Raw genomic sequence first — 26,349 nt, 5'->3', positions numbered from 1 at the left:
TTATCTGGACAACGCCAATGCGTAAGATATAGTGAAGCCTGCGTAATGTTTGTAAGGACAGCCAATGAAAACCACCAACGCACAGCGCAAAATCAACATCATTAAAAATATTGAATATCTGATGCGTACCCGCGGTGAAACCAAGGCTTCCTTTTCCAATCGCAGCGGCCTGACGCGCACTACCCTCTACAAAATTCTTGACGGAAGAGTGAACAACGTTCAGCAATCCACCGTGAATCGGATCTCCGATTTCTTCGGTGTCTCCTGTGAAGAGATCGAAGATTACGATCTGGAAAAGCTGGAGCTGCTTAACGAAACGCTGTCCACCGAAGGCAACAAGAACCCTTCCGCCATTCCGGTGATCCCGCAGTCGCGCTATCTGGCCGTCTCGCAGCGCAAGATCGGGCAGCTGGTCACTGAGTTCCCTTTGACTTATTTCTTCGGCGATGAGTCGAACATGTTGGCAATGAAAATAGAGACCGAAATTAAAGGGTCATTTATTCCCGGCGAGGTCATCATCATCAAACGCCCGCCGGTACTGATTTGCGATTCGCCTTTGCTGTATCACTCGGGAAAAAGCGGCTTCTTTGTGGTTGAAGACAAAGACAGCGAAAGCATGGACAAACGCCCTCAGGACACCGTGCAATTCCTGGGTTACATCGTTGGAGAAAGGTTATAAATGGAACCGAATCAGAAGTTCAAGCTGTTGGGCTTCACCCGGCATGGCACCATCGCGGCCAATGTCATGGTATTGGCCACCGGCAAAACCATTACCATGGGGCTGAATGAGCTGGCCGACAGCGAAATATCAGAAGATCTGAGCCGGCACGAGCTGCAGGCGCTGTACCGCAAACTCTATGGCGATAACCAACAAAAAACCGCCTACGAGCTCAGCGATCGCCACGAACGCTCCTGGTACGCCTATCTGATTATTACCGTGGCGCTCAGCGTGATTTATATTTTCTCAACGCTGTGCGGCGTCAAGCCGATCCAAATCCCGGTACTGAATCTCATCACGCCGCCGGCGATCTTCATTTACCCGCTCACGTTCATTCTGGTGGACATCCTTAACGAATTCTATGGGTTGCGGTTGGCTCGGCGCACCATCATCATCTCGTTTATCGCCAACCTGACCTTCGTTCTGGGAGTCTGGGTGACAACGCTGGTGCCGAGCATTCCGCAGTGGGAGTACAGCGAGACCTACAACGGCATCGTGCACAGCATCATGGCGGTGCTGGTGGCCTCGTCGGCGGCCTATCTGATTTCCGAGAACGTCAATTCCTATCTGCTTTGCAAAATCAAAGAGTTGACCAACTCCCGTTACCTGTTTGTGCGCGTGATCACCAGTACCGTAGTGGCGTCGGCCATCGACAGCGTGGTGTTCTGTACGCTGGCGTTTTACAACGTGCTGAGCTGGGACATCATCAAGACCATGATCCTGTCGCAGTTCCTGATCAAGGTGGTTTACGCCCTGCTGGGCGTCGGGCCGATCTACGCCACCCGCAGTCTGTTTAACCGCTACATCAATACCGAACAAGCAAAGGGCAATGAATATGCATATCCAAAAGCAAGATAAGATCACCCATCTTGGCGCGAACTCCGATTATCCGGATCAATATGCTCCCGCATTGCTCGAAGCCTTGCCGCGCGCGCGCGGCCGCGATTTGATCGGCGTGGACGAGCGGCAACTGCCGTTCAGCGGCTTTGATCTCTGGACCGCCTTCGAGCTGTCCTGGCTCAACGCCAAGGGCAAGCCGGTGGTGGGCATCGGCGAATTTACCTTCCCGCATTCCTCGTCGAACCTGATCGAATCCAAGTCGTTCAAGCTGTATCTCAACAGTTTCAACCAAACGCGCTTCGACAGCGTGGAACAGGTGAGCGCCGCCATGCAAAAAGATCTGTCGCAGGCGGCCAACGGCCAGGTCACCGTCAAACTCTATCCGGGGCTGGAAGGTTACCCGGCGCAAATCGATCGCCTGCCGGGCATCAACATCGACGATCTGGATATCGCGATCGACGACTTCGCCTTCAAGCCGGAATACCTGAGCGGCGCGGCCGATCAAGGGGAACGCGTGGCGGAGACGCTGTCTTCCAATCTGCTGAAATCCAACTGCCTGGTCACTAACCAGCCGGACTGGGGCAGCGTGGTTATCCGCTATGAAGGCCGCCAAATCGATCGCGAAAGCCTGCTGCGCTACCTGATCTCCTTCCGCCAGCACAACGAATTCCACGAGCAGTGCGTCGAGCGCATTTTCAACGACATCAAGCAGAGCTGCCGCCCGGAAAAACTCAGCGTGTTCGCGCGTTACACCCGCCGCGGCGGCCTGGACATCAACCCCTTCCGCAGCGATTTCGAGACGGCGCCGGCGCTCGGCCGCCTGATCAGGCAGTAAGCGTTACCCCCCAATGCTCCCGCTAGGGAGCATTGTTTCCCTCGCTTTCATCTCCCTGTTATTTTTCGCCATTATCGTCGTCAGCGGCTATCTTCAAAGCACACTGACGGAGATTAACGACGCATGCCTGACCTTTCACGCAGAGATATCCTGCGGGCTGCCGCCATCGGATCGGCATTATCGCTGTTGCCCGCCTCGATTCGCAAAGCGCTGGCCATTCCCGCCAACAACCGCACCGGCACCCTGCGCGACGTCGAACACGTGGTGATCCTGATGCAGGAAAACCGCTCTTTCGATCACTACTTCGGCACCCTGCCGGGCGTGCGCGGCTTCAGCGATCGCTTTACCATCCCACTGCCCGGCGATCGCCTCGTCTGGCAGCAACAGGGTGCCGAACGGCTGGTGCTGCCCTACCATCTGGACAGCAAACGCGGCAACGCCCAGCGCGTCACCGGCACGCCACACTCGTGGGTGGATGAGCAAGCCGCCTGGGATCACGGCCGCATGAGCGCCTGGCCCACCTACAAAACGCCGGCCTCGATGGGCTACTACCGTCAGCAAGAGCTGCCGTTCCAGTTCGCGCTGGCCAACGCTTTCACCCTGTGCGATGCCTATCACTGTTCCATCCACGCCGGCACCAACACCAACCGGCTGTTCCACTGGACCGGCACCAACGGCCCGTCCGCCGCCAACGTGGCGGTAGTGGTCAACGAATGGGACAGCCCCGGCCCGGCGGACATCGGCTACCAGTGGACCACCTATCCGGAACGGCTGGAGGCGAGCGGCGTCAGTTGGAAGGTGTATCAATTCCTGCCGGACAACTTTACCGACAACCCTCTGGCGGGCTTTCGCCAATACCGCGCCGCCAGCATTCAAGTGGGCAACCCGGCTCGGCCGCCAAAAGACTTCAACGCCTTCGTGCCTTATCGCGACGAGCTCAACGCGACCGCGCCGCTGTACAAAGGCAACGGCAACACCCTGCCGGCCGCCGACGGCAACGACCTGGACGCCATGCTGGCCGGATTCCGCACCGACGTGCAGCAGGGCAAACTGCCGCAGGTCAGTTGGATCATCGCGCCGGCGGCCTATTCGGAACATCCCGATCCCTCCAGCCCGGTGCAGGGCGGCTGGTTCACGCAAGAGATCCTCAACGCGCTGACCGACAACCCGGAGGTGTGGAGTAAAACCGTGCTGCTGGTCAACTACGACGAAAACGACGGCTTTTTCGATCATATGCCTTCGCCTTCCGCGCCGTCGCTGCGCGAAGACGGCAGCTTCGCCGGTAAATCGACGGTGCCGTTCGATACCGAGATCTTCCAGCACGTGGCGCCGCCCGGCTCGCAAGACCAGCCGCCGCCGGACGGCCGCATCTACGGCCCCGGCCCGCGGGTGCCGATGCTGGTGCTGTCGCCCTGGAGCCGCGGCGGCTGGGTCAATTCGCAGGTTTTCGATCACACCTCGGTGCTGCAATTTTTGGAAAAGCGCTTTCAGGTGCATGAACCCAACATCAGCGCCTGGCGCCGCGCGGTGTGCGGCGATCTCACTTCGGCATTCAACTTTGTCGATCCTAACGGCGAAGCATTGCCGAGCCTGCCCGCCACCAGCCGCCACGCCGCCGACGGCCTGCGCCAGCGTCAGGAACAGCTGCCGCAGGTGCCGCTGCCGCCGCCCGCCCGCCAGCGTTTGCCACACCAACGCCGCCTGGCGCGCCCTTCTCGCGCACTGCCCTATCAGTTGCACGTCGAGGCCAGCGTCGCGACCGAGCAGCACCGCGTGACGCTGAACCTGTTCAATACCGGCGAGCAAGGGGCGGTGTTTCACGTCTACGATCGGCGAGACCTGACGCAAATCCCGCGCCGCTATACCGTCGAGGCCGGCAAGGCGGTCAGCGACGACTGGCGGGCGGAAAATGAGTACCATCTGTGGCTGCTCGGCCCCAACGGCTTTCATCGTGAACTGCGCGGTGCCCTGAGCCGGCCGCAGCCTGAGGTGCGTTTGCGCCCGACGGGCCGCAACCTGCTGCTGCAGTTGAATAACCCGGGCACCGAAGCGATAGCGATCACCCTCGAACGCTGCCCTTACACGCAGCAAGGCCCGTGGCCTGTCACGCTGCCTGCGGGCGGCAGCCACCAGCAAGCATTTGACGCCCGCGCCAGCGGCGGTTGGTACGATATTACGCTGCACAGCGCCGGGGGCTGGCTGCGTCGTCTGGCGGGGCGGCTGGAAGATGGCGAACACAGCGTCAGCGACCCGCTGATGGGCCATGAGTAACTATCGGCACTGTGGGAGTTCAAAAATCGAAAGGATATCGCTTATCATTGCCTTCTCGTTCTTCGCCGATTACCCAAGGATCTTCATGCCCGCTGTTCTTATCGCCAAAGCCGGCCGCTGGTTGGCCGCCTGCGTTTTACTGTTGGCCGGCGCCGCTCAAGCCGCGCCGATCGTCGTCACCGATGTCGCCGGCCGCCAGGTCACCCTGCCGCAACCGGCAAAACGCGTTATCCTGGCCGATGCCCGCGCGTTGCTGGCGCTGAATATTCTGCATCCGCAGGAGCCGCTGAAAAACATCATCGCCTGGGACAACTCGCTGAAGGTCAAAGCGCCGGATCTGGTTGAAGCCTACGCGAAAAAATTCCCGCAGGTCATGCAGATCCCCACCTTCGACAACCCCTACACCAGTGATTTCAGCGTGGAAAGCGCGGTGGTGCGTCAACCGGATCTGATCATTTTCGACATTGGCCTGCTGAGCAAATTGAAAGACAGCGGCGTGCTGACCCAGCTGGAAAAAGTCGGCATCCCGGTGCTGATCATCGATTTTCGCCAACAGCCGCTGACCAACACCATCGCCAGCATGGCGCTGTTGGGTAAAGTATTTGACGAGCAGCCCAATGCCGACGCCTTCATCCGTCTCTATCAGCAGCGCCTCGAGCTGGTGCGGCAGCGGGTCGCCACGCTGAAACCGGAACAGCGCCCCAGCGTCTTCATCGAGCGCAGCGCCGGCATCAAAGGCGAACAGTGCTGCAACACCTTCGGCAAAGGCAGTTTCGGGCAGTTCATCGATACCGCCGGCGGCAACAATATCGGCAGCACGCTGTTTTCAGACATGGGCGGTGAAGTAAACGTCGAACAGGTGATCAGCAGCAACCCGGATTTCTATCTGCTGACCGGCGCCGACTGGAGCCGCGGCCATCGCGGCACGCTGGCGGTGCCGCTGGGTTACGCCACCGATATGGCCACCAGCCAAAAGAAACTGGCGCACCTGCTGGATCGCACCGGCATTAACGTGCTGAAAGCGGTGAAAGAAAAACGCGTGATGGCGATTTATCATCAATTTTACGACACGCCGCTCAACTTTATCGCGGTTGAGGCGATCGCCAAATTCCTGCACCCGGCGCTGTTTAAAGATATTGATCCGCAAGCGGATATCGAAATGGTGCACCGGAAATTCACCGCGCTGGATTACAGCGGCGTCTTCTGGCTTACGCCACAATAACCCCCGCCAGGGCCCGCCAGCCGGGCCCTGTTTCCCGCAGTCATTATTTAGTTGCCTACTTAACTATCCCGTAACAATTTTATTTACTTGCCAATAATTATCATTAAGATTGTCTTTTCTAAAAAAATACATCCGGGTCTGAAACTCTTAAGGCATTATTATGTCACCTCTTTTTCGGCTTTCTCTGCTGACGGCTTCCATCGCCATCGCATTCCCTGTCCTTGCTACTGATAACTCATCTCAGAACGATACCGACACCGTGACCGTCGTCGGCAACTGGCTGGACAACCCTGATACCAGTTCGGTGCTGCTCAACCATCCGGGCGCGCGTTCCATCGTCACCCAGCAGCAAATGCACGAACAGGGCGACCAAACCATCGCCGATAGCCTGCGCGGCGTACCCGGCGTGCAAGTGCGCGACAGCAACGGCACCGGCGGCAGCGACATCTCGCTCAACGTCGGCGTGCGCGGCCTGACTTCGCGCCTTTCTCCACGCTCCACCATTCTGATGGACGGCGTCCCGCTGGCGGTCGCGCCTTACGGCCAACCGCAGCTGTCGATGGCTCCGCTGTCTATCGGTAATCTGCAATCAGTGGACGTTGTGCGCGGCGGCGGCGCGGTGCGCTACGGGCCGCAGAACGTCGGCGGCGTGATCAACTTCGTTACCCGAGACATTCCCAAAACGTTTGGCGGCACCGCCAGCGTACAAACCCAGGGCGCCAGCCACGGCGGCCTGAAGACCCTGACCAGCGCCTCCGTGGGCGGCACCGCAGACAACGGCCTCGGCGCCGAACTGCTCTATTCCGGCCTGCACGGCCAGGGCTACCGCGACAACAACGACAACACCGACATCGACGATTTCATGCTGAAAACGCGTTATGCGTTTACCGATCGCGACGAACTGTTGGCCAATTTCCACTACTACGACGCCAAAGCCGGCATGCCGGGCGGGCTGAGCAGCGCGCAATACGCGCAGAACCCGTTCCAGTCCACGCGGCCGTGGGACCAGTTCGAAGGCCGCCGCAAGGATATGTCGTTCAAGTACAAACATCAGGAAGACGACAAACAGTTCGAAGTGTTGACCTACTTCACCGACAGCTACCGCGGCAGCAACATCGAATCGGAAGGCACCGGCAAAAACGCGGGCCAGCGGCGCATGGTTTCCTATCCGCGCCACTATTCAACCTGGGCGATCGAACCAAGTTACTCGCAGGTCTTCCGTTTCTGGGATATGGCGCACGAGATCACCCTCGGTTACCGCTACCTGAATGAAACCATGGATGAAAAGGCGTCTCGTTCGGCCTGGTATAACCCGGCGAATATCGGCTCGACGCCGGAGACCCCGGACTATTACCAGCACACCTCTGGCGGCACCGCAGCCAACGCGTTCTATATCGACGACACCATTAACGTCGGCAACTGGACGGTCACGCCGGGCCTGCGTTATGAAAGCATTCGCACCCACGTGGACGATTCGTTCAACAACATCAGCCGCGAGAAAAGCTACAGCGAGCCGCTGCCGTCATTGAACGTGATGTACCACCTGTCCGACGCCTGGAAACTGTTCGCCAACGCCAACACCTCGTTCGGCAGCATGCAGTATTTCCAACTGACCAAAGGCGGCAACGGCAACCAGCCGGCGCCGGGGCTGACGGCGGAAAAAGCGCGCACCTATGAGTTCGGCACCCGCTACGACGACACCGTGGTTAAGGCCGAGGCCACGCTGTTCTACATCGACTTCGATAACCAGCTGCAGTACATCAGCAACGACGTGGGCTGGACCAACATGGGCGCCACCAAGCACAAAGGCATCGAGCTGGCGCTCAGCTACGATCTCAGCGAGCTGAATCGGGCGCTCGACGGCGCCAGCGTCTACACCAGCTATACCTACACCAAGGCCAGCACCGACAAGGGCGACTTCGCCGGTAAAGATCTGCCGTTCTACTCGCGCCAGGTCTATACCGTCGGTACGCGTTACGCCACCGGCAACTGGGTATGGAATCTGGACGGTTATGCGCAGTCGAAACAGCATTCGCCGGGCACCGGGCCGGAGTACATCACGCAGGAAAGCGCCGATGGCCAGTTCGGCAACATCGCCGGTTACATGGTGTGGAATATGCGCGGGGAATATAACTTCGGGCCGCAGCTGTCGAACCTGACGCTGGGCGCCGGGGTGAAAAACCTGTTCGATCAGCGCTACTTCACCCGCTCCAACGACAATAACTTCGGCAAGTACGTCGGCGAACCGCGCACCTTCTTCGTGCAGGGGTCGATCGCTTTCTGATACCCAGGCCCCCGATGGGGCTTCGGTATCACCGACAATAAAGACGAAACAGGCGCGCCAGGTGCGCGCCCATCGGCGTCAAGGTGGTGTCCTTCCGTTGGATAAGATAAAACGTCGCTTTCGGCAGACGCTCTTCCAGCTCAAGCGGCACCAAATGCTTGCCCAGAATCGGATCCGAAATCACGTCCACCGACAGAATGCTGACAAAATCGCTCTGCGCCACCAGGCTGGTACAGGCCATAAAGGTCTCACAGGTCACGCTGATCGACGGCGCCATGCCCAAGTCCCCGAACAGATCGTGCAATAGCCGGTAATAACTGCCTTTCGGCGTCGGCATGGTCCAGTCGCAGTGCTGCAGCTGTTTCAGCGAGGTCGCCCCCTCCATCGGATGCCCTTTGCGCACCACCACCCGATACTCTTTTTCCATCAGCCGTTCATACTGCAGCTCGTTGTCGAGGCTGCTGGGGTAATAGGTATTGACGGTAAAATCCAGCTCGCCCTGGCGCAGTTCTGGGATCATCGACACCAGTTGCCCCTCGACGATGCGCACCTTCACATTCGGATACTCACGGTGAAACTGGGTGACCACCTGCGGCATCACGGTGCGCGCAATGCTGCCGCCAACGCCGATATTCACCGTACCGCCCGCCAACCCCAGCCGCTGCTGAATGTCTTCCTGCGCCACCCGCAGCTCTTCGAGAATCAGGCTGGCATGCTGGAAAAAGTTATCGCCGCAGTCGGTCAATACCACCCCCTGACTGCGGCGAATAAACAGCTTGGCGCCCAGCACCTCTTCCAGCTCCTGAATGGCTTTGGTCAGTGCAGGCTGGGAAAGGCGAGAGGTGCGGCTGGCGGCGCGGATGCTGCCCTGGCGGCTAACGTCCACAAATGCGCGCAATTGGTGCAATTTTATCGAGGCTGGCATAGGCGAAAGGCGATAACCGTTATTTATCAATAGCAAGATATTGGCATCTTATTTAGCCAGATTCCATTGTGTACATTCGGAAAAAACATAATAAATAACCAAATTCTTATTTCGCTTAATTAAGCGCATTTTCTGCGCCAATAAGCGCCATTCACGGCAGTTAGTAACCAAACGCACCTTTTTCTTTGCAATAGCTTCACCGTCTGATTTCAGTTCAGAGCATAACTGCTGCCTGGAGCGATCCAGCGCGCGATAACTTATGAGATATCACTATGACTAATTCGCTTTCGATGTTGGTGGCCGATCTGTACCCGCAATTGCAGGCCTGGCGCCGCGACTTCCACCGCTATGCCGAATCCGGCTGGTTTGAGTTCCGCACCGCCACCCTGGTGGCGGAAGAACTCGATCGGCTGGGTTATCGTTTGCAGCTGGGCCGCGAGGTCATCAAGGCAGAGGCGCGCATGGGACTGCCCTCGTCCGATGAGCTGGAGGCGCAGGAACTGCGCGCCCGCAATCAGGGCGCGTTGGAAAAATGGTTGCCGCACTTTTCCGGCGGCTTCGCCGGCATCGTCGCAACGCTCGATACCGGCCGCCCCGGCCCGATTATCGCCTACCGCGTGGATATGGACGCCCTCGATCTCAACGAATTGCTGGAACCCGAGCACCTGCCGTTCCGTGAAGGGTTCGCCTCTTGCAACAGCGGCATGATGCATGCATGCGGTCATGACGGCCATACCACCATCGGCCTGGGGCTGGCGCACGTGTTCAAAAGCCTGGCGTCCCAGCTTAGCGGCACCGTCAAACTGATCTTCCAGCCGGCGGAAGAAGGCACGCGCGGCGCAAAATCGATGGTGGAGGCCGGCGTGGTGGACGACGTCGATTTCTTCACCGCGGTGCATATCGGCACCGGCGTGCCGGCCGGCGAGCTGGTGTGCGGCAGCGACAGCTTTATGGCCACCAGCAAGCTGGACGTTACCTTTCGCGGCGTCGCCTCCCACGCCGGCGCCAAGCCGGAAGACGGTCGCAACGCGCTGCTGGCAGCGGCGCAGGCTGCGCTGGGGCTTTACGCCATCCCGCGCCACAGCGAAGGCAGCTCGCGCATCAATGTCGGCGTGCTGCAGGCCGGCACCGGCCGTAACGTGATCGCCGATCGGGCGTTTATGAAGGTGGAGACGCGCGGCGCCACCAATGAGATCAACGCGTTCGTCTATCAACAGGCGCTGAACGCCATCGAAGGCGCAGCCAAAATGCACGGCGTCGCCTGCGACATCGCGCTGATGGGCGCGGCGCAGAGCAGCAAACCGACCCAACCGTGGGTGGATTACATCCGTCGCCAGGCGCAGCAGATAACCGAGCTGACCTCGGTGGTCGATCGCCGCGAACAGGCTGCGGGTTCGGAAGACGCCACCTACATGATGGAACGGGTGAAATCCCGCGGCGGCCAGGCCTCATATGTCATTTTCGGCACCGAGCTGAGCGCCGGACACCATAACGAGAAATTCGACTTCAACGAACAGGTGATGGCGGTGGCGGTGAAAACGCTGGCGTCGCTGGCGCTGAACCTGCCGACATTCGGGAGCGGAGCATGAGCAACTCAGAACTGCAGGCTTTTATCGACGACTACATTGACCAACGCCAGTCCCGCTTCAGCGCGCTGAGCGACGCGATTTGGGACCATCCGGAAACGCGCTTTAACGAGACCTATTCCGCCACGTTGCTGGCCGATGCGCTGGAACAGGAAGGCTTCTCGGTCGAGCGCGGCGTGGGCGACATCGAGACGGCGTTTATCGCCAGCTACGGCAGCGGTCACCCGGTTATCGCGCTGCTGGGCGAGTACGACGCGCTGGCCGGGCTGAGCCAGCGGTCCGGTTGCGCCACGCCGCAGCCGCTGGTGGAAAACGGCAACGGCCATGGCTGCGGCCACAATCTGCTGGGCACCGCGGCGCTGGCGGGCGCCTTCGCCGCCAAGGCGTGGATGCAGCAGAACCGGCTGACCGGCACCCTGCGCTTCTACGGCTGCCCGGGCGAAGAGGGGGGCTCCGGCAAAACCTTTATGGTGCGCGAAGGCCTGTTCGACGACGTCGACGCCGCCCTCACCTGGCACCCGGAAGGCTTCAGCGGCATGTTCAACACCAGTACGCTGGCCAACATTCAGGCGGCGTTTCACTTCAAGGGCGTCGCCGCCCATGCCGCCAACTCGCCGCACCTGGGGCGCAGCGCGCTGGACGCGGTGACGCTGATGAATACCGGCGCCAACTTCCTGCGCGAACATATTGTGCAAGAAGCGCGGCTGCACTATGCGGTCACCCACACCGGCGGCAGCTCCCCCAACGTGGTGCAGGCCGACGCCGAGGTGTTGTACCTGATCCGCGCACCGCAGCTCGACCAGGCGCAGGACATTTACCAACGGGTGATCAACATCGCCAAGGGCGCAGCGCTGATGACTGACACCCAGATGGAAGTGCGCTTCGACAAGGCCTGCTCCAACTATGTGCCAAACCGCAGTCTTGAACGCGCGATGTATCAAAACCTGTGTGATTTCGGTCTGCCCGAGTACAGCGACGCCGAACGCCGCTTCGCCGAGGAAATCCGCCAGACGCTGAGCCGCGACGATCTGCGCAACGCCAAACTCAACATTGCCCGCACCGGCGGTGCAGCCGGGCGCGAGTGGGTGCAACTGCTGGGAGATAAGGTGCTGATGGACGAGGTCGCTCCTTATGTGGAATCCGACGATCTGCTGTACGGCTCTACCGACGTTGGCGACGTGAGCTGGGTGGCGCCGACCGCCCAATGCTTTAGCCCCTGTTTCGCACTCGGCACTCCGCTGCACACCTGGCAACTGGTGGCGCAGGGCCGCACCGCTATCGCCCATAAGGGCATGTGCCTGGCCGGCAAGGTGATGGCGGCGACCGCCGTCGATCTGCTGAGCGACAGCGCCCTGCTGGCGCGCTGCCGCAGCGAGTTTGAGCGCCGGCGCGCCGAACAGCCGTACCGCTGCCCCATCCCGCAGGGGGTGAAGCCATCTCCATTGAAATAGCATGAACAGACAGGGCCCGGACAACCGGGCTACTAAAAATAATTATAAATAAATCAAATAATAACAATCACACAACAGAGCAAACACAGAGGGTAAAATCATGAGTGAGGCCACAACGCCAATCAATAAAAGCCCCGGACGCGTTTTTTACTGGGTGGAACGCATCGGCAATAAGATCCCCAATCCGTTTTTATTGTTCGTCTATTTGATCCTGGTGCTTATGCTGGCCACCGCGCTGTTTTCCTGGCTCGATGTGGCGGTGAAAAATCCGGCCACCGGCGAGCTCATCAAGGTGAATAACCTGATGAGCGTGGCGGGCATGCAGTGGATATTTCCCAATATCATCCATAATTTCAGCAGCTTTGCGCCGCTGGGGGCTATTTTGGCGCTGGTGATAGGCGCCGGCCTGGCGGAAAAGGTCGGCCTGCTGCAGGCGCTGATGTATAAAATGGCCTCGCGCGTCAGCGCCCGCTACGCCAGCTATATGGTGCTGTTTATCGCCTTCTTCAGTCATATATCGTCGGACGCCGCGCTGGTGGTGATGCCGCCGCTCGGCGCGCTGATGTTTGTAGCGGTGGGTCGCCACCCGATAGCCGGACTGCTGGCGGCGATCGCCGGCGTCGCCTCCGGTTTTACCGCCAATCTGTTGATCGTCACCACCGACGTATTGCTTTCCGGCATCAGCACCGAAGCCACCAAAGCGGTGGATGGCGCGGTTCACGTCAGCGTGATAGACAACTGGTACTTTATGGCCACCTCCGTGATCGTGCTGACCATCGCCGGCGCGCTGCTCACCGACAAGTTTATCGAGCCCCGCCTGCCGAAGTGGCAAGGCGGCGCCGAAGACAAAATCGCAGCGCTGACCCCGCTGCAGAACCGGGGGCTGATGATGAGCGGCATCGCCGCGCTGGTGTTTATCGCCATCATCGCCGCTCTGGTGGTGCCAGAGGCCGCGCCGCTGCGTGACCCGAACACCGGTTCGGTGATCCCTTCCCCGTTCATCAAGGGTATTGTGCCGATCATCATCCTGTTCTTCTTCACCGTCGCCATTACCTATGGCGTAGTCACCAAACAGATCCGGCGGCCGGACGATATTCCCCACCACTTGCTCGATCCGATGAAAAGCATGGCGGGTTTCATCGTGATGGTGTTTCCGCTGTCGCAGTTCGTGGCGTTCTTTAACTGGAGCAACATGGGCAAGTTTATGGCCGTCGGTCTGACCGATATGCTGGAAGCCGCCGGCATGAGCGGCGCACCGGCATTTCTCGGCCTGATGTTCCTCTCCGCCTTCCTGTGCATGTTCATCGCCAGCGGCTCGGCGATCTGGTCAATTTTAGCGCCGATCTTCGTGCCGATGTTTATGCTGCTCGGTTTCCACCCGGCGTTCGCCCAGATGATCTTTCGCATCGCCGACTCTGCAGTGCTGCCGCTGGCGCCGATGTCGCCGTTCCTGCCGCTGTTCCTCGGCTTCCTGCAGCGCTACCGCAAAGACGCGCAGCTCGGCACCTATTACGTGTTGATCCTGCCCTATCCCTTGGTGTTCTTCAGCGTGTGGATTTTGCTGCTGCTGGTCTGGTATGCGCTAGGCTTGCCAATCGGTCCCGGCGTCTATCCGAAGCTGGGCTAAACGCCCCGCTATCTCGCCCCGCGCTGGTTCGCGGGGCAGATTCCCTCTTCCCCAAGCCCAGCAGAAAGATTGATCTTCCTCACTGACCAAGCGGCTCTGAGGATTATTTCATTGCCTTGCTAAACCGGTTCTTCTATTTTAGCTCACCATCTGACAACGACAAAAACAGGGATTAAGCATGATGAATCGCGTATGGGTACTGGGCGACGCCGTGATCGACCTGGTGCCGGAAAATGCCAACGGTTATCTCAAATGCCCCGGCGGCGCGCCGGCGAACGTGGCGGTGGGTATCGCCCGTTTGGGCGGCGACAGCGCCTTTATCGGCCGGGTGGGGCAAGACAGCTTCGGCGCCTTTCTGCAGCAGGTGCTGAGCGATGAAGGGGTGGATATCGGTCATATGCGACCGGATCCCGAACACCACACCTCCACGGTGGTGGTGGATCTCGATCAGCACGGTGAGCGCTCATTCACGTTTATGGTGCAGCCCAGCGCCGATCTGTTTTTGCAGCCCGACGATCTGCCGGCTTTCCAACGGGGCGAATGGCTGCACCTCTGCTCCATCGCGCTGTCGCAGGAGCCCAGCCGCAGCGCGGCCTTTACGGCGATGGAACGCATGCGGGCAGTCGGCGGCCGGGTCAGTTTCGATCCCAACATCCGCGAAGAAGTCTGGCGTCAGCCGGAAGCGCTGCGCCCCTGCCTGCAAAAGGCGCTGCTGCTGGCGGATGTGGTGAAACTGTCGCGCGAAGAGCTGGCTTTCATCAGCCACCTTGACGATGTGGAGAACGGCATCCGCTGGATGATGCAAACCTATCCGCTGCGCCTGCTGCTGGTGACGCTGGGCGGCGACGGCGTCTGCGTACACGATGGGCATCGCCTGCGCCATTTCCGCGCGCCGTCGGTCGTGCCGGTCGATACCACCGGCGCCGGCGACGCGTTTGTCGCCGGGCTGTTAGCGGCGCTGGCGCGCCTTCACGCATTGCCGCAGGACGCGCAATGGCCGGCGGTTATCGCCCAGGCTCAGGCCTGCGGCGCGCTGGCCACCACCGCCAAGGGCGCCATGACCGCCCTGCCTCACGCCGAAGAGCTGGCCGCTTTTCTGCGTTGATCCCCTGCATCCACGGCGATCCCCTGGGCGCCGTGGTCTTTTAACCCGCGATTTGCGCGCTCGATCACAATAGCTGAATCGGGTTAGCAAACTTGATTGCCAGTCCGCTCCTCGATCGTTATCTTTCGCCATGAAAAACCGGTTTAGCAATTTAGCAAAAAATAATAACAACCCTTCCCGGATGATAGACGATGATGAAAAAACTCAGCTATTTGGCGATAACAACAGGGCTTTTCCTCTCCACGTCTGCCGCTGCAGCCTCCGGCGACGGCGACATCGAGGCGCGCCTCAACGCGCTGGAACAACGCCTGGCGCAGGCGGAACAGCGCGCCGCTCAGGCTGAAACTCGCGCCACCGCGGCGGAACGCCGGGCGCAACAGCTGGAACTGCGCACCGCCAGCACCGAAAGGCAAACCGCGCAGGTCGTGCAGCGCGCCGCCGCGCTTGAAACGCAATCCTCTCCGACCAGCGCGCTGAAACTGAACGGTTTCAACGATCTGAAACTGTACGGCGACGTGGAGTTCAATCTGGACGGCGCCAGCCGCAGCGGCCAGCTGACGTCGCTGAAAGGCAGCGACCACAAGGACTGGAAACCCGGCAACAAAGAGCGCTGGGACATCAATGGCCGCATTCTGGTCGGGCTGGACGGCTACCGCCGCAATCCGGACGGCAACTTCTCCGGCTTCAGCGTCCAGCCGCTGGCGGACATGAGCGGCAAAATGAACCTGGACGACGCCGCTTTCTTCTTCGGCAATGAAAAGAACTGGCAAACCAAAATCGGCCGCTTCGAAGCCTACGACATGTTCCCGCTGAATCAGGACACCTTCATTCAATACTCCGGCAATACCGCCAACGACCTGTACGCCGACGGCTTCGGCTATATCTACATGATGAAAGAAGGCCGCGGCCGCAGCAGCAGCGGCGGCAACCTGATGCTGAGCAAATACGCCGGGGATGTCTATTTCGAACTGAACACGCTGGTGGAAGACGGCACCTCGCTGTTCCAGGACAACAGCTACCACGGCAATGCGCTGGAAAATAAGAAAAACGTCGCCTATTTGCGCCCGGTGATCGCCTGGAAGAAAGACGCCTTCAGCATCGCGGCGGCGATGGAAAGCAACGTGGTGAATAACGCTTACGGCTATCAGGACAGTCAGGGCCGCTTCGTCGACCAATCCAAGCGCAACGGCTACGGCATGACGATGAGTTGGAACAACAGCGCCGCCAACCCGGATAACGGCGTGGTGGCCAACCTGAGCACCGCCTATCTGGATGCCTCAGGCGAGCAAGACTTCACCGCCGGCGTCAACGTGCTGTGGCGGCGCTTCGAACTGGGTTATATCTATGCCCATAACTATATCAAAGAGTTCAATACCGCCGGGATCGCCGCCGATATCCACAACCCGCTCAGCGAACCGGGCAACTACGACATCCACACCGTTCACGCGTCGTATCAGATACCTAACATTATGAATATGAAGAATTTCAACCTGTATTTAGGCGCCTATGTGTCGCTGCTGGAAGCCAACGCCGACAACAAGATCGCCAACGGCGACAACGACCAGCGTTACGGCATGCGCGCCAGATTCAAGTATTTCTTCTGACATCGATTCACGGCGCTGCGCCGCAAACTGCGCGGCGGCATTTTTATTTAGCAAGGGGACAACATGGACATTACCGCAACCGCCAACGCGCTGTTGCCGCTGCTCGGCGGTAAAGAGAACATCGCCAGCGCCGCCCACTGCGCCACGCGCCTGCGCCTGGTGCTGGTGGACGACAGCAAGGTGGACAAAGAGGCCATCGGCAAACTGGACGGCGTTAAAGGCTGCTTCAGCAACGCCGGTCAGATCCAGGTGATCTTCGGCACCGGACTGGTCAACAAGGTGCATGCGGAATTCATCAAGGCGGCGGGCGTCAGCGAATCCAGCAAGGCCGAAGCCGCCGATATCGCGGCGAAAAAGCTCAACCCGCTGCAGCGCATCGCGCGCCTGCTGTCGAACATCTTCGTGCCAATCATCCCGGCGATCGTCGCTTCCGGCCTGTTGATGGGGCTGCTCGGCATGGTGAAAACCTACGGCTGGGCCGATGCCAACAGCGCGCTGTTCATCATGCTGGATATGTTCAGCTCGGCGGCGTTCATTATCCTGCCGATTCTGATCGGTTTCACCGCCGCACGCGAATTCGGCGGCAATCCCTATCTGGGCGCCACGCTCGGCGGCATTTTGACGCATCCGGCGCTGACCAATGCCTGGGGCGTCGCCGGCGGGTTCCACACCATGAATTTCTTCGGTCTGGACATCGCCATGATCGGCTACCAGGGCACGGTATTTCCGGTGCTGCTGACGGTGTGGTTCATGAGCCTGTTGGAAAAACGTCTGCGTAAGGTGATCCCCAACGCGCTCGATCTGATCCTGACGCCGTTCCTGACGGTGGTGATCTCAGGCTTTGTCGCCCTGCTGTTTATCGGCCCCGCCGGCCGTGCGCTGGGCGACGGCATCTCCTTCGTGCTCAGCACGCTGATCGCTCATGCGGGGTGGTTCGCCGGGTTGCTGTTCGGCGGCCTCTATTCCGCTATCGTCATTACCGGCATCCACCACAGTTTCCACGCGGTAGAGGCCGGGCTGCTCGGCAACCCCACTATCGGCGTCAACTTCCTGCTGCCGATCTGGTCGATGGCCAACATCGCTCAGGGCGGCGCCTGCCTGGCGGTCTATTTCAAAACCCGCGACGCCAAAATCAAAGCCATTGCGGTGCCTTCGGCCTTTTCCGCCATGCTCGGCATCACCGAGGCGGCGCTGTTCGGCATCAATCTGCGCTTCGTGAAACCGTTTCTGGCGGCGCTGGCGGGCGGCGCGCTCGGCGGGGCCTGGGTGGTGGCCAACCATGTCGGCATGAACGCGGTCGGGCTGACGGCGATCCCCGGCATGGCGATCGTGCAGGCCAGTTCTCTGGTCAGCTATATCATCGGTCTGGCGATCGCGTTTGGCAGCGCCTTTGTCCTCTCTCTGCTGCTGAAATACAAAACGGACGCGCAATGATGGAAGAACTCAGCTTAATCAAACAGGCAATGCGGGCGGTCATGAACGGCCAGCCGCTCGCGCTGCGCGATCCGCACCGCCCGGCCTGGCATCTGGCGCCCAGCGTTGGCCTGCTGAACGATCCCAACGGCTTTATCCAGCACAACGGCGTTTATCATCTGTTTTATCAGTGGAATCCGCTGGGTTGCGATCATCGCAACAAATGCTGGGGACACTGGCAGTCGGCCGATTTGCTGCGTTGGGAGCACCAGCCAATCGCCCTGGCGCCCAGCGCCTGTTACGACAGCCACGGCTGTTACTCCGGCTCGGCGGTGGCGGCGGAAGGCAAAATCACGCTGATCTACACCGGCAACGTGAAATTCCCAGACGGCTCACGCACCGCTTACCAATGCCTGGCTCAGGAAAGCGAACGGGGCGAATACCGCAAGCTCGGGCCGGTGCTGCCGCTGCCGGAGGGCTACAGCGGTCACGTACGCGATCCGAAAGTGTGGCGTCATCAAAATGACTGGTACATGGTGCTCGGCGCGCGTGACTTGCAGGATCGCGGTAAGGTGCTGCTGTTTCGTTCCAGCAATCTGCGTGACTGGCAATCGCTGGGCGAGATCGCCGGTTCCGGTCTGAACGGCTTAGAGGAATTCGGCTACATGTGGGAGTGCCCGGATCTGTTCACGCTGGACGGCGCCGATGTGTTGATCTGCTGCCCGCAGGGGCTGGCGCCGCAGCCGGAACGCTATCTCAACCGTTATCAGGCCGGCTATCTGCTCGGCAAGCTGGATTACCGGCAGGCGGCCTTCAGCCACGGCGAATTCCGCGAGCTGGACGCCGGCTTCGAGTTCTACGCGCCTCAGACGACGCTGGCGGAAGATGGCCGCCGCCTGCTGTTCGGCTGGATGGGCGTGCCCGAGCAAGATGAAGAAGCCCATCCGACGCGCCGTTACGGCTGGATCCACACCATGACCTGCCCGCGCGAGCTGTCGCTGCGGCATGGCCGCCTCCACCAGCGCCCGGCGCGCGAGCTGCAACAGCTGCGCGGTGAGCGAGCAGGCTGGCAAGGCCGCGCCGATGACGCCCCCGCCTATGCGCTGGGGGCCGCGGAGTTGCAAATGACGCCGCAGGGCGCGTTCAGCGCAACCTTTGGCGACGCGATGACGCTGAACTGGGACGGCGAAAGGCTGCAGCTGACGCGCACTTCCCTGACCGACGGCCGGCCGGAGCACCGTTACTGGCGCGGCTCGGTCACGCATCTGCAACTGCTGTTCGATCGTTCCAGCGTGGAAATTTTCATCAACCGCGGCGAGGCGGTGATGAGCGCGCGCTACTTCCCGGCTGGTGAGCCGCAACTGCGGCTGTGCGGGAGCGCGCCGCTGGCGTTGGAATACTGGCCGCTGACGCCATGCATGCTAGAATGACGCATCCTCCGATGACTTCAGATGGCGTCAGTGAAAAAAAATAAACGCATTACCATCAGTGACATCGCCACGCTGGCCGGGGTGTCGAAATCGACCGCCAGCCTGGTGCTGAACGGCCGCAGCAAGGAATATCGGGTGTCCGACGACACCCGCGATCGCGTTCTGGCGCTGGCGCACGAACACCATTATCAGCCCAGCATCCACGCCCGCTCTTTGCGCTCCAACCGCAGCCACACGCTGGGGCTGGTGGTGCCGGAGATGACCAACTACGGCTTTGCGGTGATTTCGCGCGAGCTGGAAACGCTGTGCCGCGAAGCCGGTCTGCAGTTGCTGATCGCCTGCACCGATGAAAACCCGGCGCAGGAGATGATGGCGGTGAACAGTCTGGTGCAGCGGCAGGTGGATGGCTTGATCGTCGCCTCCAGCCAGTTGAACGACGCGGAATACCAGAAGATCAACGCCGGGCTGCCGGTGGTGCAGATGGACCGTCTGATCGCCGGCTCCGAACTGCCGCTGGTGATCACCGATTCGGTCAATTCGACTGCCGACCTGGTGGAAAAGGTCGCGCGCCAACATCCGGATGAGATCTATTTTCTCGGCGGGCAACCGCGCATTTCGCCGACCCGCGATCGCCTCGCCGGCTTCCAGCTTGGCCTGGAGCGCGCCGGCATCACATGCAAACCGGAATGGATCATCAACGGCAACTATCACCCCAGCTCAGGTTACGAGATGTTTGCTCAGCTGTGCGCACAGCTGGGGCGTCCGCCTAAAGCGCTGTTTACCGCCGCCTGCGGCCTGCTGGAAGGCGTATTGCGTTATCTGACTCAACATCAGCTGATGGAGAGCGATATTCACCTGTGCAGCTTCGACGATCACTACCTGTTCGACTGCATGACGCTGAAGATAGACACGGTCGCGCAAGACTGCCTGGCACTGGCGCAACATAGCTTCGACCAAGTCACCGCGCTTATCGACGAACGGCCGCTGGAACAGAGCGCGCTTTATCTGCCGGGCCGTATCCACTGGCGTCATGCCGGTTCCCGGGCTTTGTTAGCCGGGGAGTGATATCTCAGAATCAATAAAAAAGGGCGCCTGAGCGCCCTTTATCGTTTTGCTGCCGCTACTTGGCGGCGCCCTCCATGCCCACCAGCCCCACTTTCAGGTAGCCGGCTTTACGCAAGGTGTCCATCACGCTCATCAGCGTTTCATAGTCCACGCTCTTGTCCGCCTGGAAGAAGATGGTGGTTTCTTTGTTAGCCTGGGTACGTTGATCCAGCACCGAAGTCAGCTGATCGGCATTCACCGGCTGATCGCCGACGTAGAGCTGCTTGTCGGCCTTCACCGACAGGAACACCGGTTTTTCCGGCCGCGGCTGCGGCTTGGCGGAAGAAGCCGGCAGATCGACGCGGATATCTACCGTTGCCAGCGGCGCGGCCACCATAAAGATGATCAACAGCACCAACATGACGTCGATAAACGGCGTCACGTTGATTTCATGCAGTTCGCCGCTGTCGTCCAGATCTTCATTTAAGCGCATCGCCATGACTCACCCCGCCCGCAGTTGGTGCGCGTGCTGTGAGCGCTTGGCTTCCGCCGTCGCGGCCAGATCCAGATCGCGGCCCTGCAGCAGCATGACCTGCGCCGCCACGTCGCCCACCTGCGCACGGTGGCCGCTGATGACGCGGGCGAAGATGTTGTAGATAACGACGGCAGGGATCGCCGCCACCAGGCCCAGCGCGGTCGCCAGCAGCGCTTCCGCGATGCCCGGCGCCACAACCGCCAGGTTGGTGGTCTGCGAATGGGCAATGCCGATGAAGCTGTTCATGATGCCCCACACGGTGCCGAACAGGCCGACGAACGGCGAGATGGCGCCGATGGTGGCGAGGAAGCCGTTGCCGCGGCCCATGTTGCGGCTGTAGGCCGCCACGCGGCGCTCGAGGCGGAAGCCGGTGCGCTCTTTGATGCCGTTGTTGTCGTTGGATTCCGCAGACAGCTCCAGCTCGTTTTGCGCATCGTTCAGCAATACCGCGCTGACGCTCTCCGGGGCGAAGTTTTGCGCCAGCTCGGAGGCTTCATCCAGCGAGCGCGCTTCGGCCAGCGCCAACTGCTCGCGGCGCAGACGGCGCTTGGCGCGCAGCAGTTCGCTGCCTTTGGAGAACAGAATGGTCCAGGTCACGATCGAGGCCAGCACCAGGCCGATCATTACCGCTTTCACCACCGCGTCGGCGTGCTGGTACATGCCCCAAACGGACAGGTCCATGCCGCGGGTTTCCGGTGGCTGGATCGTTGGCGCCGGGTTCACCGGCGTGATGCTCTCCGGCGCGGCGGCTGCCGCAGGTGCAGGCGCGGTGGTCGGCGCAACGCTTTCGGCAACGGCCGGATTGCTCGCCGGCGCGGCCTGCGCGCTGCCGGCCAGCCCCACGACCAGCACCATAGATGCCATCAGGCTGCGGCCGAAGGCCTTGCCCCACTGCGCCCGGCCCTGGCCGAACGATCCTTGATTTAAATTCTTGCCAGCCGTTTTCACGCTGTGCCTCCACCCATTACCGATCAAAATTAAGGAATAATTCAGCGTGCGATCATATCAAACCAACCGGGGATTGATAGTAGTTCTCATTATTATTTACCAAATAAACGAGAAAATTTTAGCCAGCCCCGCCACAAAGCGCCAATCTGCGTCCGTTCACCGCCAACTGCCCCTTTTATAGGGTTATTTCGTTACTTTTCTCCCACAGCGACGCAACAACGCCGCGCTGCCGAACGGCGTCTTGACCGATGAATGGGCTTATCTCTCGCACCACGGCAGAAGGATGAGGCGAGAAATGCGCGCCCGACAGACAATTATAGCCGTTTCTATATCTGGAAGTTAAAACGTCTGGATGGCTATATTAACTCATGTTAACGTAAGGGCTATCGCAAACGGGCACGTGCAGAGCAACCAGAGGTGAGCCAGGTACCATGACGTCAAAACATATCGAAACCACGCTGATCGGCGCCGGCCGCAGCCAGCGTTACACCCAGGGCTCCGTCAATCCCGTCACGCAACGCGCCTCTTCTTTGGTCTTCGACTCCGTCGCTGCCAAAAAACACGCCACCGCGCAACGCGCCCACGGCGAGCTGTTTTACGGCCGACGCGGCACCCTGACCCACTTCGCCCTGCAGGATGCGATGGTGGAACTGGAGGGCGGCGCCGGCTGCGTGCTGTACCCCTGCGGCGCGGCGGCGGTGGCCAATGCGATTCTGTCGTTCGTCGGCGCCGGCGATCACCTGCTGGTCACTGGTTCGGCGTACGAACCGACCCAGGATTTCTGCACCCATATCCTCGGCCGCATGAACGTCAGCACCACCTATTTCGATCCGCTGATCGGCGCCGATATCGCCACGTTGGTCCAACCCAACACCCGCGTGGTGTTCCTGGAATCCCCCGGCTCCATCACCCTGGAAGTGCAGGACATTCCGGCGATGGTGCAGGCCATTCGCGCCGTGGCGCCGGAGGTGGTGATCATGATCGACAATACCTGGGCGGCGGGCGTGCTGTTCAAGGCGTTGGATTTCGACATCGATATCTCCATTCAGGCCGGCACCAAATACCTGATCGGCCATTCCGATTACATGCTCGGCACCGCCGTCGCCAACGCGCGCTGTTGGGATCAACTGCGCGAGTACTCCTATCTGATGGGGCAGATGGTGGATGCCGACACCGCCTACATGGCGAGCCGCGGCCTGCGTACCCTGAGCGTGCGCCTGAAGCAGCACGAACGCAGCAGCATTGAGGTCGCCAACTGGCTGGCCGAACGGCCGGAGGTGGCGACGGTCAATCACCCGGCCCTGCCCAGTTGCAAAGGCCACGCGTTCTATCGCCGCGACTTCAGCGGCTGCAACGGGCTGTTCTCCTTCGTGCTGAAAGAGCGGCTGGATGAGGCGCAGCTGGCCGCCTACCTGGACAACTTCAGCCACTTCAGCATGGCCTACTCCTGGGGCGGCTTCGAGTCGCTGATCCTGGCCAACCAGCCGGAAGAACTGGAAGCGATCCGCCCGGCGGGCGGCGTCGATTTTTCCGGCACGCTGGTGCGGTTGCATATCGGTCTGGAGAACGTCGAAGACCTGATCGCCGATCTGGCGGCCGGCTTCGATCGCCTCAACGGCGTGCGCTAAGGCGGATTCCGATAATTTTCTTCGTCTCGTTTAATGTCGGCTTAAGCTATTAGCGGTACACTAACCGGGTAACTGTCAGATACGGTAACCGCCGCATCCTGGAGAACGTGACCCCGGGCGCAACCGGCATGCAACAGGACATAAAATGGATGTATTACGAGAGATTATTCATGCGCTTTGGCAGCAGGACTTCATCGCCCTCGCCGATCCAAGCGTAATTTGGGTGGTTTACGCCGTACTTTTCACCACTCTGTTTTTGGAAAACGGACTGCTGCCCGCCTCCTTCCTTCCCGGTGACAGCCTGCTGCTGCTGTCGGGCGCGCTGATCGCCAAAGGCGTGATGGGCTTTGCCCCCACTCTGCTGATACTGACCGCCGCCGCCGGCCTCGGCTGCTGGCTGAGCTATATCCAGGGCCGCTGGCTGGGCCACACCGGCCTGGTGAAGAGCTGGCTGCTGCAACTGCCGGCACAGTACCACCAGCGCGCGCACAACCTGTTCAACCGCCACGGGCTGACGGCGCTGCTGATCGGCCGCTTCCTCGGTTTCGTGCGCACCCTGCTGCCGACCATGGCCGGCATTTCCGGGCTCAACAGCTCGCGCTTCCAGGTATTCAACTGGCTGAGCGCGGCGATCTGGGTCTGCGCGCTGGTCGGCCTCGGCTACGCGTTCAGCCAAATCCCTCTGGTGAAACGCTATGAAAGCCAGGTGATGACCGGCCTGATGCTGCTGCCGCTGTTGCTGCTGTTCGTCGGCCTGCTGGGCGCCATGCTGGTGATCTGGCGTAAAAAACGCGCCGCCTCTTCCTGAACCGGGCGCGCTACAGCGCCTTCTCGACCAACGCCAGACTGGCAGGCAGTTTGTTCACCAGCGTATCCACCGCCAGCCGCACCTTCAGCGGCAGGTGGGGCGTGTGCGGCCACACCGCATGCGCTTCAAAGGCGGCGCCCGGCCGATCGCGCAGCAAGCGCACCAGCGCCCCGCTCAACAACTGCTCACGCACCAGCCAGCACGGCAGCCAGGCAATGCCGAAACCCGCCGTGGCCGCATCCGCAATCGCCTGCAGGTCGTCCATTTGCAGCCGGTTATTCGGCATTACGTCCTGCGGCTTGCCGTCGCTATCCAATACCAACCAGCTGCGCCGCGCGCCGGCGCGCATATAGGTCACCGCCTCATGCTGCGCCAGTTGCTCGATGCTGAGCGGTTCGCCGCACCGCTGCAGATAGGCCGGCGAGGCGCACAGCGCCATGCGGTGATCGCCGATGCGGCGCGCCACCAAGCCGCTGCTGTTGGCCAGCGTACCGTTGCGAATCGCCATATCGAAGCCGTCCTCAATCAGGTCCACCACCCGATCGCTGAACGACAGTTCCAGCTCCAACCCAGGATGCTCGCGCGTCAGTTCGGTCAGCAGCGGCGCAATGCACATGCGGCCAAACAGCACCGGCATCGACACCCGCAGCCGGCCGCTGACCTGTCGTTTCCCCGACTCCAGCAGCGTTTCCGCGCCACGGATCTCCTCCAGCGCCCGCAGGCAGCGCTCATAAAACAGCGCACCGTCGTCGGTCAGGCTCTGGCTGCGCGTGGTGCGATGAAACAGCCGCACCCCCAGCCGCTGTTCCAGCCGGGCGATGGTTTTGCCGACCGCCGAACGCGAAAGATGCAGCCGACTGGCCGCCAACGCAAAACTGCCCGCCTCCACGGCGGTAACGAATACCGAAATGCCGCTCAACCGATCGCTCATGATTTGTCGCTCTGAAAGAAACAATCTGCGGAAATCTTATCGCCACTGGCGAACCTCTATCAACGATATTATCGGCAGGTCTGTTAATCGCTGACTTTGGAGAACATCATGACCAATACAATGCAACGCTGGACGATGAGCGCCCTGGGGCGTGAGCACCTGCAGCTGAGCGCAAGCGCCATCCCACAGCCGGGGCCGCACGAAATCAGAGTGAAAGTGAAGGCTGTCTCACTCAATTACCGTGACAAATTGATGATTGAAAGCGGCATGGGGCTCACGCTGCCGCAGCCGTTCACGCCCGCCTCGGACATGGCCGGCGAGGTCGATGCCATCGGCCCCGGCGTCAGCCGCTTTCAGCCCGGCGCGCGCGTCATTTCCACCTTCAGCCCCGGTTGGCTCGACGGCGAGCAAAAACCCTACGGCGATGCGCGCCGGGTGCCTTATCACACCCTCGGCGGTTTTTATCAGGGCGTGCTGGCGGAATACGTGATAGTGCATGAAGATTGGCTGGTGGCGGCGCCGGCGTCGCTGGACGATGTTCAGGCCAGCACCTTGCCGTGCGCCGGGCTGACCGCCTGGTTCGCACTGGTGGAGCAAGGCAGGCTGCGCGCCGGCGACTCGGTATTGGTGCAAGGCACCGGCGGCGTGGCGCTGTTCGCGCTGCAGATCGCCAAAGCGCACGGCGCCGAGGTGTACGTCACTTCCGGCAGCGACGAAAAATTGGCGCGCGCCAAGGCGCTGGGCGCCGACCGCGGCATCAATCGCCTGCATGGCGACTGGGTGGAGAAGGTCTATCAGCTGACCCAGGATCGCGGCATCGACCATGTGGTGGATACCGTGGGCGGCACCAACCTCGGCAATTCGGTGCGCGCCGTGGCGGTGGGAGGACGCATCTCGGTAATAGGCATCCTGGAAGGCAACGAAATTTCCGCCCCCGCCGGCCCGCTGCTATTAAAATCCGCAGTGATTCAGGGCATCGGCGTCGGCCACCGCCGCGCGCTGGAAGACCTGGTGCGCGCCGTGGACGCCGTCAACCTGCAGCCAGTGATCGACCAGGTATACCGCTTCGATCAGTTGCCGCAGGCGCTGGATCACCTCGATCGCGGGCCATTCGGCAAGATCGTCTTAACCCCATAAACGCGGC

At 60.7% G+C, this 26,349-nt stretch carries 21 protein-coding genes; 17 read left to right on the top strand and 4 right to left on the bottom strand.

Annotated features, from left to right (window positions below):
• The first annotated feature begins 64 nt into the window (after positions 1 to 64).
• The 6 genes from CRO23_RS03315 (at position 65) to CRO23_RS03290 (ending at position 8,170) form a co-directional block, all read left to right on the top strand.
• On the top strand, positions 65 to 679 hold the full coding sequence (locus CRO23_RS03315; RefSeq protein WP_016930109.1) for a helix-turn-helix domain-containing protein: 615 nt from the start codon (positions 65 to 67) through the stop codon (positions 677 to 679).
• Positions 680 to 1,576, top strand: coding sequence for a queuosine precursor transporter (locus CRO23_RS03310; RefSeq protein WP_004937338.1), 897 nt, complete (start codon positions 680 to 682; stop codon positions 1,574 to 1,576). It begins immediately after the preceding gene.
• On the top strand, positions 1,554 to 2,393 hold the full coding sequence (gene queF / locus CRO23_RS03305) for an NADPH-dependent 7-cyano-7-deazaguanine reductase QueF (protein ID WP_028127598.1): 840 nt from the start codon (positions 1,554 to 1,556) through the stop codon (positions 2,391 to 2,393). Before CRO23_RS03310 ends, queF begins: the two co-directional genes overlap by 23 nt.
• Positions 2,394 to 2,516: 123 nt before the next feature.
• Positions 2,517 to 4,664, top strand: coding sequence for a phosphocholine-specific phospholipase C (locus CRO23_RS03300; RefSeq protein ID WP_097101385.1), 2,148 nt, complete (start codon positions 2,517 to 2,519; stop codon positions 4,662 to 4,664).
• Between the two features lie 85 nt (positions 4,665 to 4,749).
• Complete coding sequence (locus CRO23_RS03295; RefSeq protein ID WP_049299862.1) at positions 4,750 to 5,886, top strand: ABC transporter substrate-binding protein; 1,137 nt, start codon at positions 4,750 to 4,752, stop codon at positions 5,884 to 5,886.
• 160 nt (positions 5,887 to 6,046) lie between these two features.
• Positions 6,047 to 8,170, top strand: coding sequence for a TonB-dependent receptor family protein (locus tag CRO23_RS03290; protein ID WP_049299863.1), 2,124 nt, complete (start codon positions 6,047 to 6,049; stop codon positions 8,168 to 8,170).
• A gap of 28 nt (positions 8,171 to 8,198) precedes the next feature.
• Here CRO23_RS03290 and CRO23_RS03285 read toward each other — a convergent pair whose 3' ends face one another.
• The gene (locus CRO23_RS03285) at positions 8,199 to 9,095 is read right to left on the bottom strand and encodes a LysR family transcriptional regulator (RefSeq protein WP_015379061.1); all 897 of its coding nucleotides are present in this window, start codon (positions 9,093 to 9,095) and stop codon (positions 8,199 to 8,201) included.
• A 272-nt stretch (positions 9,096 to 9,367) separates the two neighbouring features.
• On the opposite strand from CRO23_RS03285, the gene CRO23_RS03280 reads away from it, so the two are divergent.
• The 8 genes from CRO23_RS03280 (at position 9,368) to CRO23_RS03245 (ending at position 20,376) form a co-directional block, all read left to right on the top strand.
• Positions 9,368 to 10,684 carry a M20 family metallo-hydrolase gene (locus CRO23_RS03280; RefSeq protein WP_097101383.1) on the top strand — a complete coding sequence of 439 codons (1,317 nt, stop codon included), beginning with the start codon at positions 9,368 to 9,370 and terminating at the stop codon, positions 10,682 to 10,684.
• Positions 10,681 to 12,132, top strand: a complete 1,452-nt coding sequence (locus CRO23_RS03275; RefSeq protein WP_079450163.1) for a M20 family metallopeptidase — start codon at positions 10,681 to 10,683, stop codon at positions 12,130 to 12,132. Before CRO23_RS03280 ends, CRO23_RS03275 begins: the two co-directional genes overlap by 4 nt.
• Positions 12,133 to 12,232: 100 nt before the next feature.
• Entirely contained in the window at positions 12,233 to 13,759 is a 1,527-nt protein-coding gene (gene abgT / locus CRO23_RS03270; RefSeq protein ID WP_097101381.1) for a p-aminobenzoyl-glutamate transporter, read from the top strand.
• Positions 13,760 to 13,937: 178 nt separating this feature from the next.
• Positions 13,938 to 14,864, top strand: coding sequence for an aminoimidazole riboside kinase (locus tag CRO23_RS03265; RefSeq protein WP_016930118.1), 927 nt, complete (start codon positions 13,938 to 13,940; stop codon positions 14,862 to 14,864).
• A 194-nt stretch (positions 14,865 to 15,058) separates the two neighbouring features.
• Positions 15,059 to 16,468, top strand: a complete 1,410-nt coding sequence (locus CRO23_RS03260; RefSeq protein WP_097103068.1) for a carbohydrate porin — start codon at positions 15,059 to 15,061, stop codon at positions 16,466 to 16,468.
• Positions 16,469 to 16,531: 63 nt separating this feature from the next.
• Positions 16,532 to 17,902, top strand: coding sequence for a sucrose-specific PTS transporter subunit IIBC (locus CRO23_RS03255; protein WP_033639379.1), 1,371 nt, complete (start codon positions 16,532 to 16,534; stop codon positions 17,900 to 17,902).
• Positions 17,902 to 19,311, top strand: coding sequence for a sucrose-6-phosphate hydrolase (locus CRO23_RS03250; RefSeq protein ID WP_016930121.1), 1,410 nt, complete (start codon positions 17,902 to 17,904; stop codon positions 19,309 to 19,311). The genes CRO23_RS03255 and CRO23_RS03250 overlap by 1 nt, the downstream gene beginning before the upstream one ends.
• Positions 19,312 to 19,332: 21 nt before the next feature.
• Positions 19,333 to 20,376 carry a LacI family DNA-binding transcriptional regulator gene (locus CRO23_RS03245; RefSeq protein ID WP_016930122.1) on the top strand — a complete coding sequence of 348 codons (1,044 nt, stop codon included), beginning with the start codon at positions 19,333 to 19,335 and terminating at the stop codon, positions 20,374 to 20,376.
• Between the two features lie 55 nt (positions 20,377 to 20,431).
• On the opposite strand, the gene exbD is transcribed toward CRO23_RS03245, so the two are convergent.
• Together exbD and exbB are read right to left on the bottom strand one after the other, a co-directional pair.
• Positions 20,432 to 20,854, bottom strand: coding sequence for a TonB system transport protein ExbD (exbD, locus tag CRO23_RS03240; protein ID WP_004937307.1), 423 nt, complete (start codon positions 20,852 to 20,854; stop codon positions 20,432 to 20,434).
• Positions 20,855 to 20,857: 3 nt separating this feature from the next.
• Positions 20,858 to 21,838: a tol-pal system-associated acyl-CoA thioesterase gene (gene exbB / locus CRO23_RS03235; RefSeq protein WP_072270933.1), complete on the bottom strand. Its 981-nt coding sequence runs from the start codon at positions 21,836 to 21,838 to the stop codon at positions 20,858 to 20,860.
• Between the two features lie 431 nt (positions 21,839 to 22,269).
• On the opposite strand from exbB, the gene metC reads away from it, so the two are divergent.
• Both metC and CRO23_RS03225 read left to right on the top strand, forming a co-directional pair.
• Positions 22,270 to 23,466, top strand: coding sequence for a cystathionine beta-lyase (metC, locus tag CRO23_RS03230; protein ID WP_097101379.1), 1,197 nt, complete (start codon positions 22,270 to 22,272; stop codon positions 23,464 to 23,466).
• A gap of 145 nt (positions 23,467 to 23,611) precedes the next feature.
• Positions 23,612 to 24,274, top strand: a complete 663-nt coding sequence (locus CRO23_RS03225; protein WP_004937300.1) for a DedA family protein — start codon at positions 23,612 to 23,614, stop codon at positions 24,272 to 24,274.
• Between the two features lie 10 nt (positions 24,275 to 24,284).
• Here the strand turns inward: CRO23_RS03225 and CRO23_RS03220 are convergent, their stop codons facing one another.
• Positions 24,285 to 25,205 carry a LysR family transcriptional regulator gene (locus tag CRO23_RS03220; RefSeq protein WP_016930125.1) on the bottom strand — a complete coding sequence of 307 codons (921 nt, stop codon included), beginning with the start codon at positions 25,203 to 25,205 and terminating at the stop codon, positions 24,285 to 24,287.
• Between the two features lie 108 nt (positions 25,206 to 25,313).
• Here CRO23_RS03220 and CRO23_RS03215 point away from each other — a divergent pair, with 108 nt between their 5' ends.
• Complete coding sequence (locus CRO23_RS03215; protein WP_079450160.1) at positions 25,314 to 26,342, top strand: zinc-dependent alcohol dehydrogenase family protein; 1,029 nt, start codon at positions 25,314 to 25,316, stop codon at positions 26,340 to 26,342.
• Positions 26,343 to 26,349: the final 7 nt, after the last annotated feature.

The organism is Serratia sp. JKS296, from assembly GCF_900215445.1.
Classification (GTDB): Bacteria; Pseudomonadota; Gammaproteobacteria; order Enterobacterales; family Enterobacteriaceae; genus Serratia; species Serratia marcescens.
This window is presented reverse-complemented; position numbering and strand designations above follow the sequence as displayed.

Coding starts and splice junctions, on each gene's coding strand:
- CRO23_RS03280 (WP_097101383.1), top strand. CDS start 9,368: ATGACTAATTCGCTTTCGATGTTGGTGGCCGATCTGTACCCGCAATTG.
- metC (WP_097101379.1), top strand. CDS start 22,270: ATGACGTCAAAACATATCGAAACCACGCTGATCGGCGCCGGCCGCAGC.
- CRO23_RS03315 (WP_016930109.1), top strand. CDS start 65: ATGAAAACCACCAACGCACAGCGCAAAATCAACATCATTAAAAATATT.
- CRO23_RS03250 (WP_016930121.1), top strand. CDS start 17,902: ATGGAAGAACTCAGCTTAATCAAACAGGCAATGCGGGCGGTCATGAAC.
- CRO23_RS03285 (WP_015379061.1), bottom strand. CDS start 9,095: ATGCCAGCCTCGATAAAATTGCACCAATTGCGCGCATTTGTGGACGTT.
- queF (WP_028127598.1), top strand. CDS start 1,554: ATGCATATCCAAAAGCAAGATAAGATCACCCATCTTGGCGCGAACTCC.
- CRO23_RS03215 (WP_079450160.1), top strand. CDS start 25,314: ATGACCAATACAATGCAACGCTGGACGATGAGCGCCCTGGGGCGTGAG.
- CRO23_RS03245 (WP_016930122.1), top strand. CDS start 19,333: ATGGCGTCAGTGAAAAAAAATAAACGCATTACCATCAGTGACATCGCC.
- CRO23_RS03255 (WP_033639379.1), top strand. CDS start 16,532: ATGGACATTACCGCAACCGCCAACGCGCTGTTGCCGCTGCTCGGCGGT.
- CRO23_RS03300 (WP_097101385.1), top strand. CDS start 2,517: ATGCCTGACCTTTCACGCAGAGATATCCTGCGGGCTGCCGCCATCGGA.
- CRO23_RS03310 (WP_004937338.1), top strand. CDS start 680: ATGGAACCGAATCAGAAGTTCAAGCTGTTGGGCTTCACCCGGCATGGC.
- CRO23_RS03295 (WP_049299862.1), top strand. CDS start 4,750: ATGCCCGCTGTTCTTATCGCCAAAGCCGGCCGCTGGTTGGCCGCCTGC.
- CRO23_RS03225 (WP_004937300.1), top strand. CDS start 23,612: ATGGATGTATTACGAGAGATTATTCATGCGCTTTGGCAGCAGGACTTC.
- CRO23_RS03290 (WP_049299863.1), top strand. CDS start 6,047: ATGTCACCTCTTTTTCGGCTTTCTCTGCTGACGGCTTCCATCGCCATC.
- CRO23_RS03260 (WP_097103068.1), top strand. CDS start 15,059: ATGAAAAAACTCAGCTATTTGGCGATAACAACAGGGCTTTTCCTCTCC.
- exbD (WP_004937307.1), bottom strand. CDS start 20,854: ATGGCGATGCGCTTAAATGAAGATCTGGACGACAGCGGCGAACTGCAT.
- CRO23_RS03220 (WP_016930125.1), bottom strand. CDS start 25,205: ATGAGCGATCGGTTGAGCGGCATTTCGGTATTCGTTACCGCCGTGGAG.
- CRO23_RS03275 (WP_079450163.1), top strand. CDS start 10,681: ATGAGCAACTCAGAACTGCAGGCTTTTATCGACGACTACATTGACCAA.
- CRO23_RS03265 (WP_016930118.1), top strand. CDS start 13,938: ATGATGAATCGCGTATGGGTACTGGGCGACGCCGTGATCGACCTGGTG.
- abgT (WP_097101381.1), top strand. CDS start 12,233: ATGAGTGAGGCCACAACGCCAATCAATAAAAGCCCCGGACGCGTTTTT.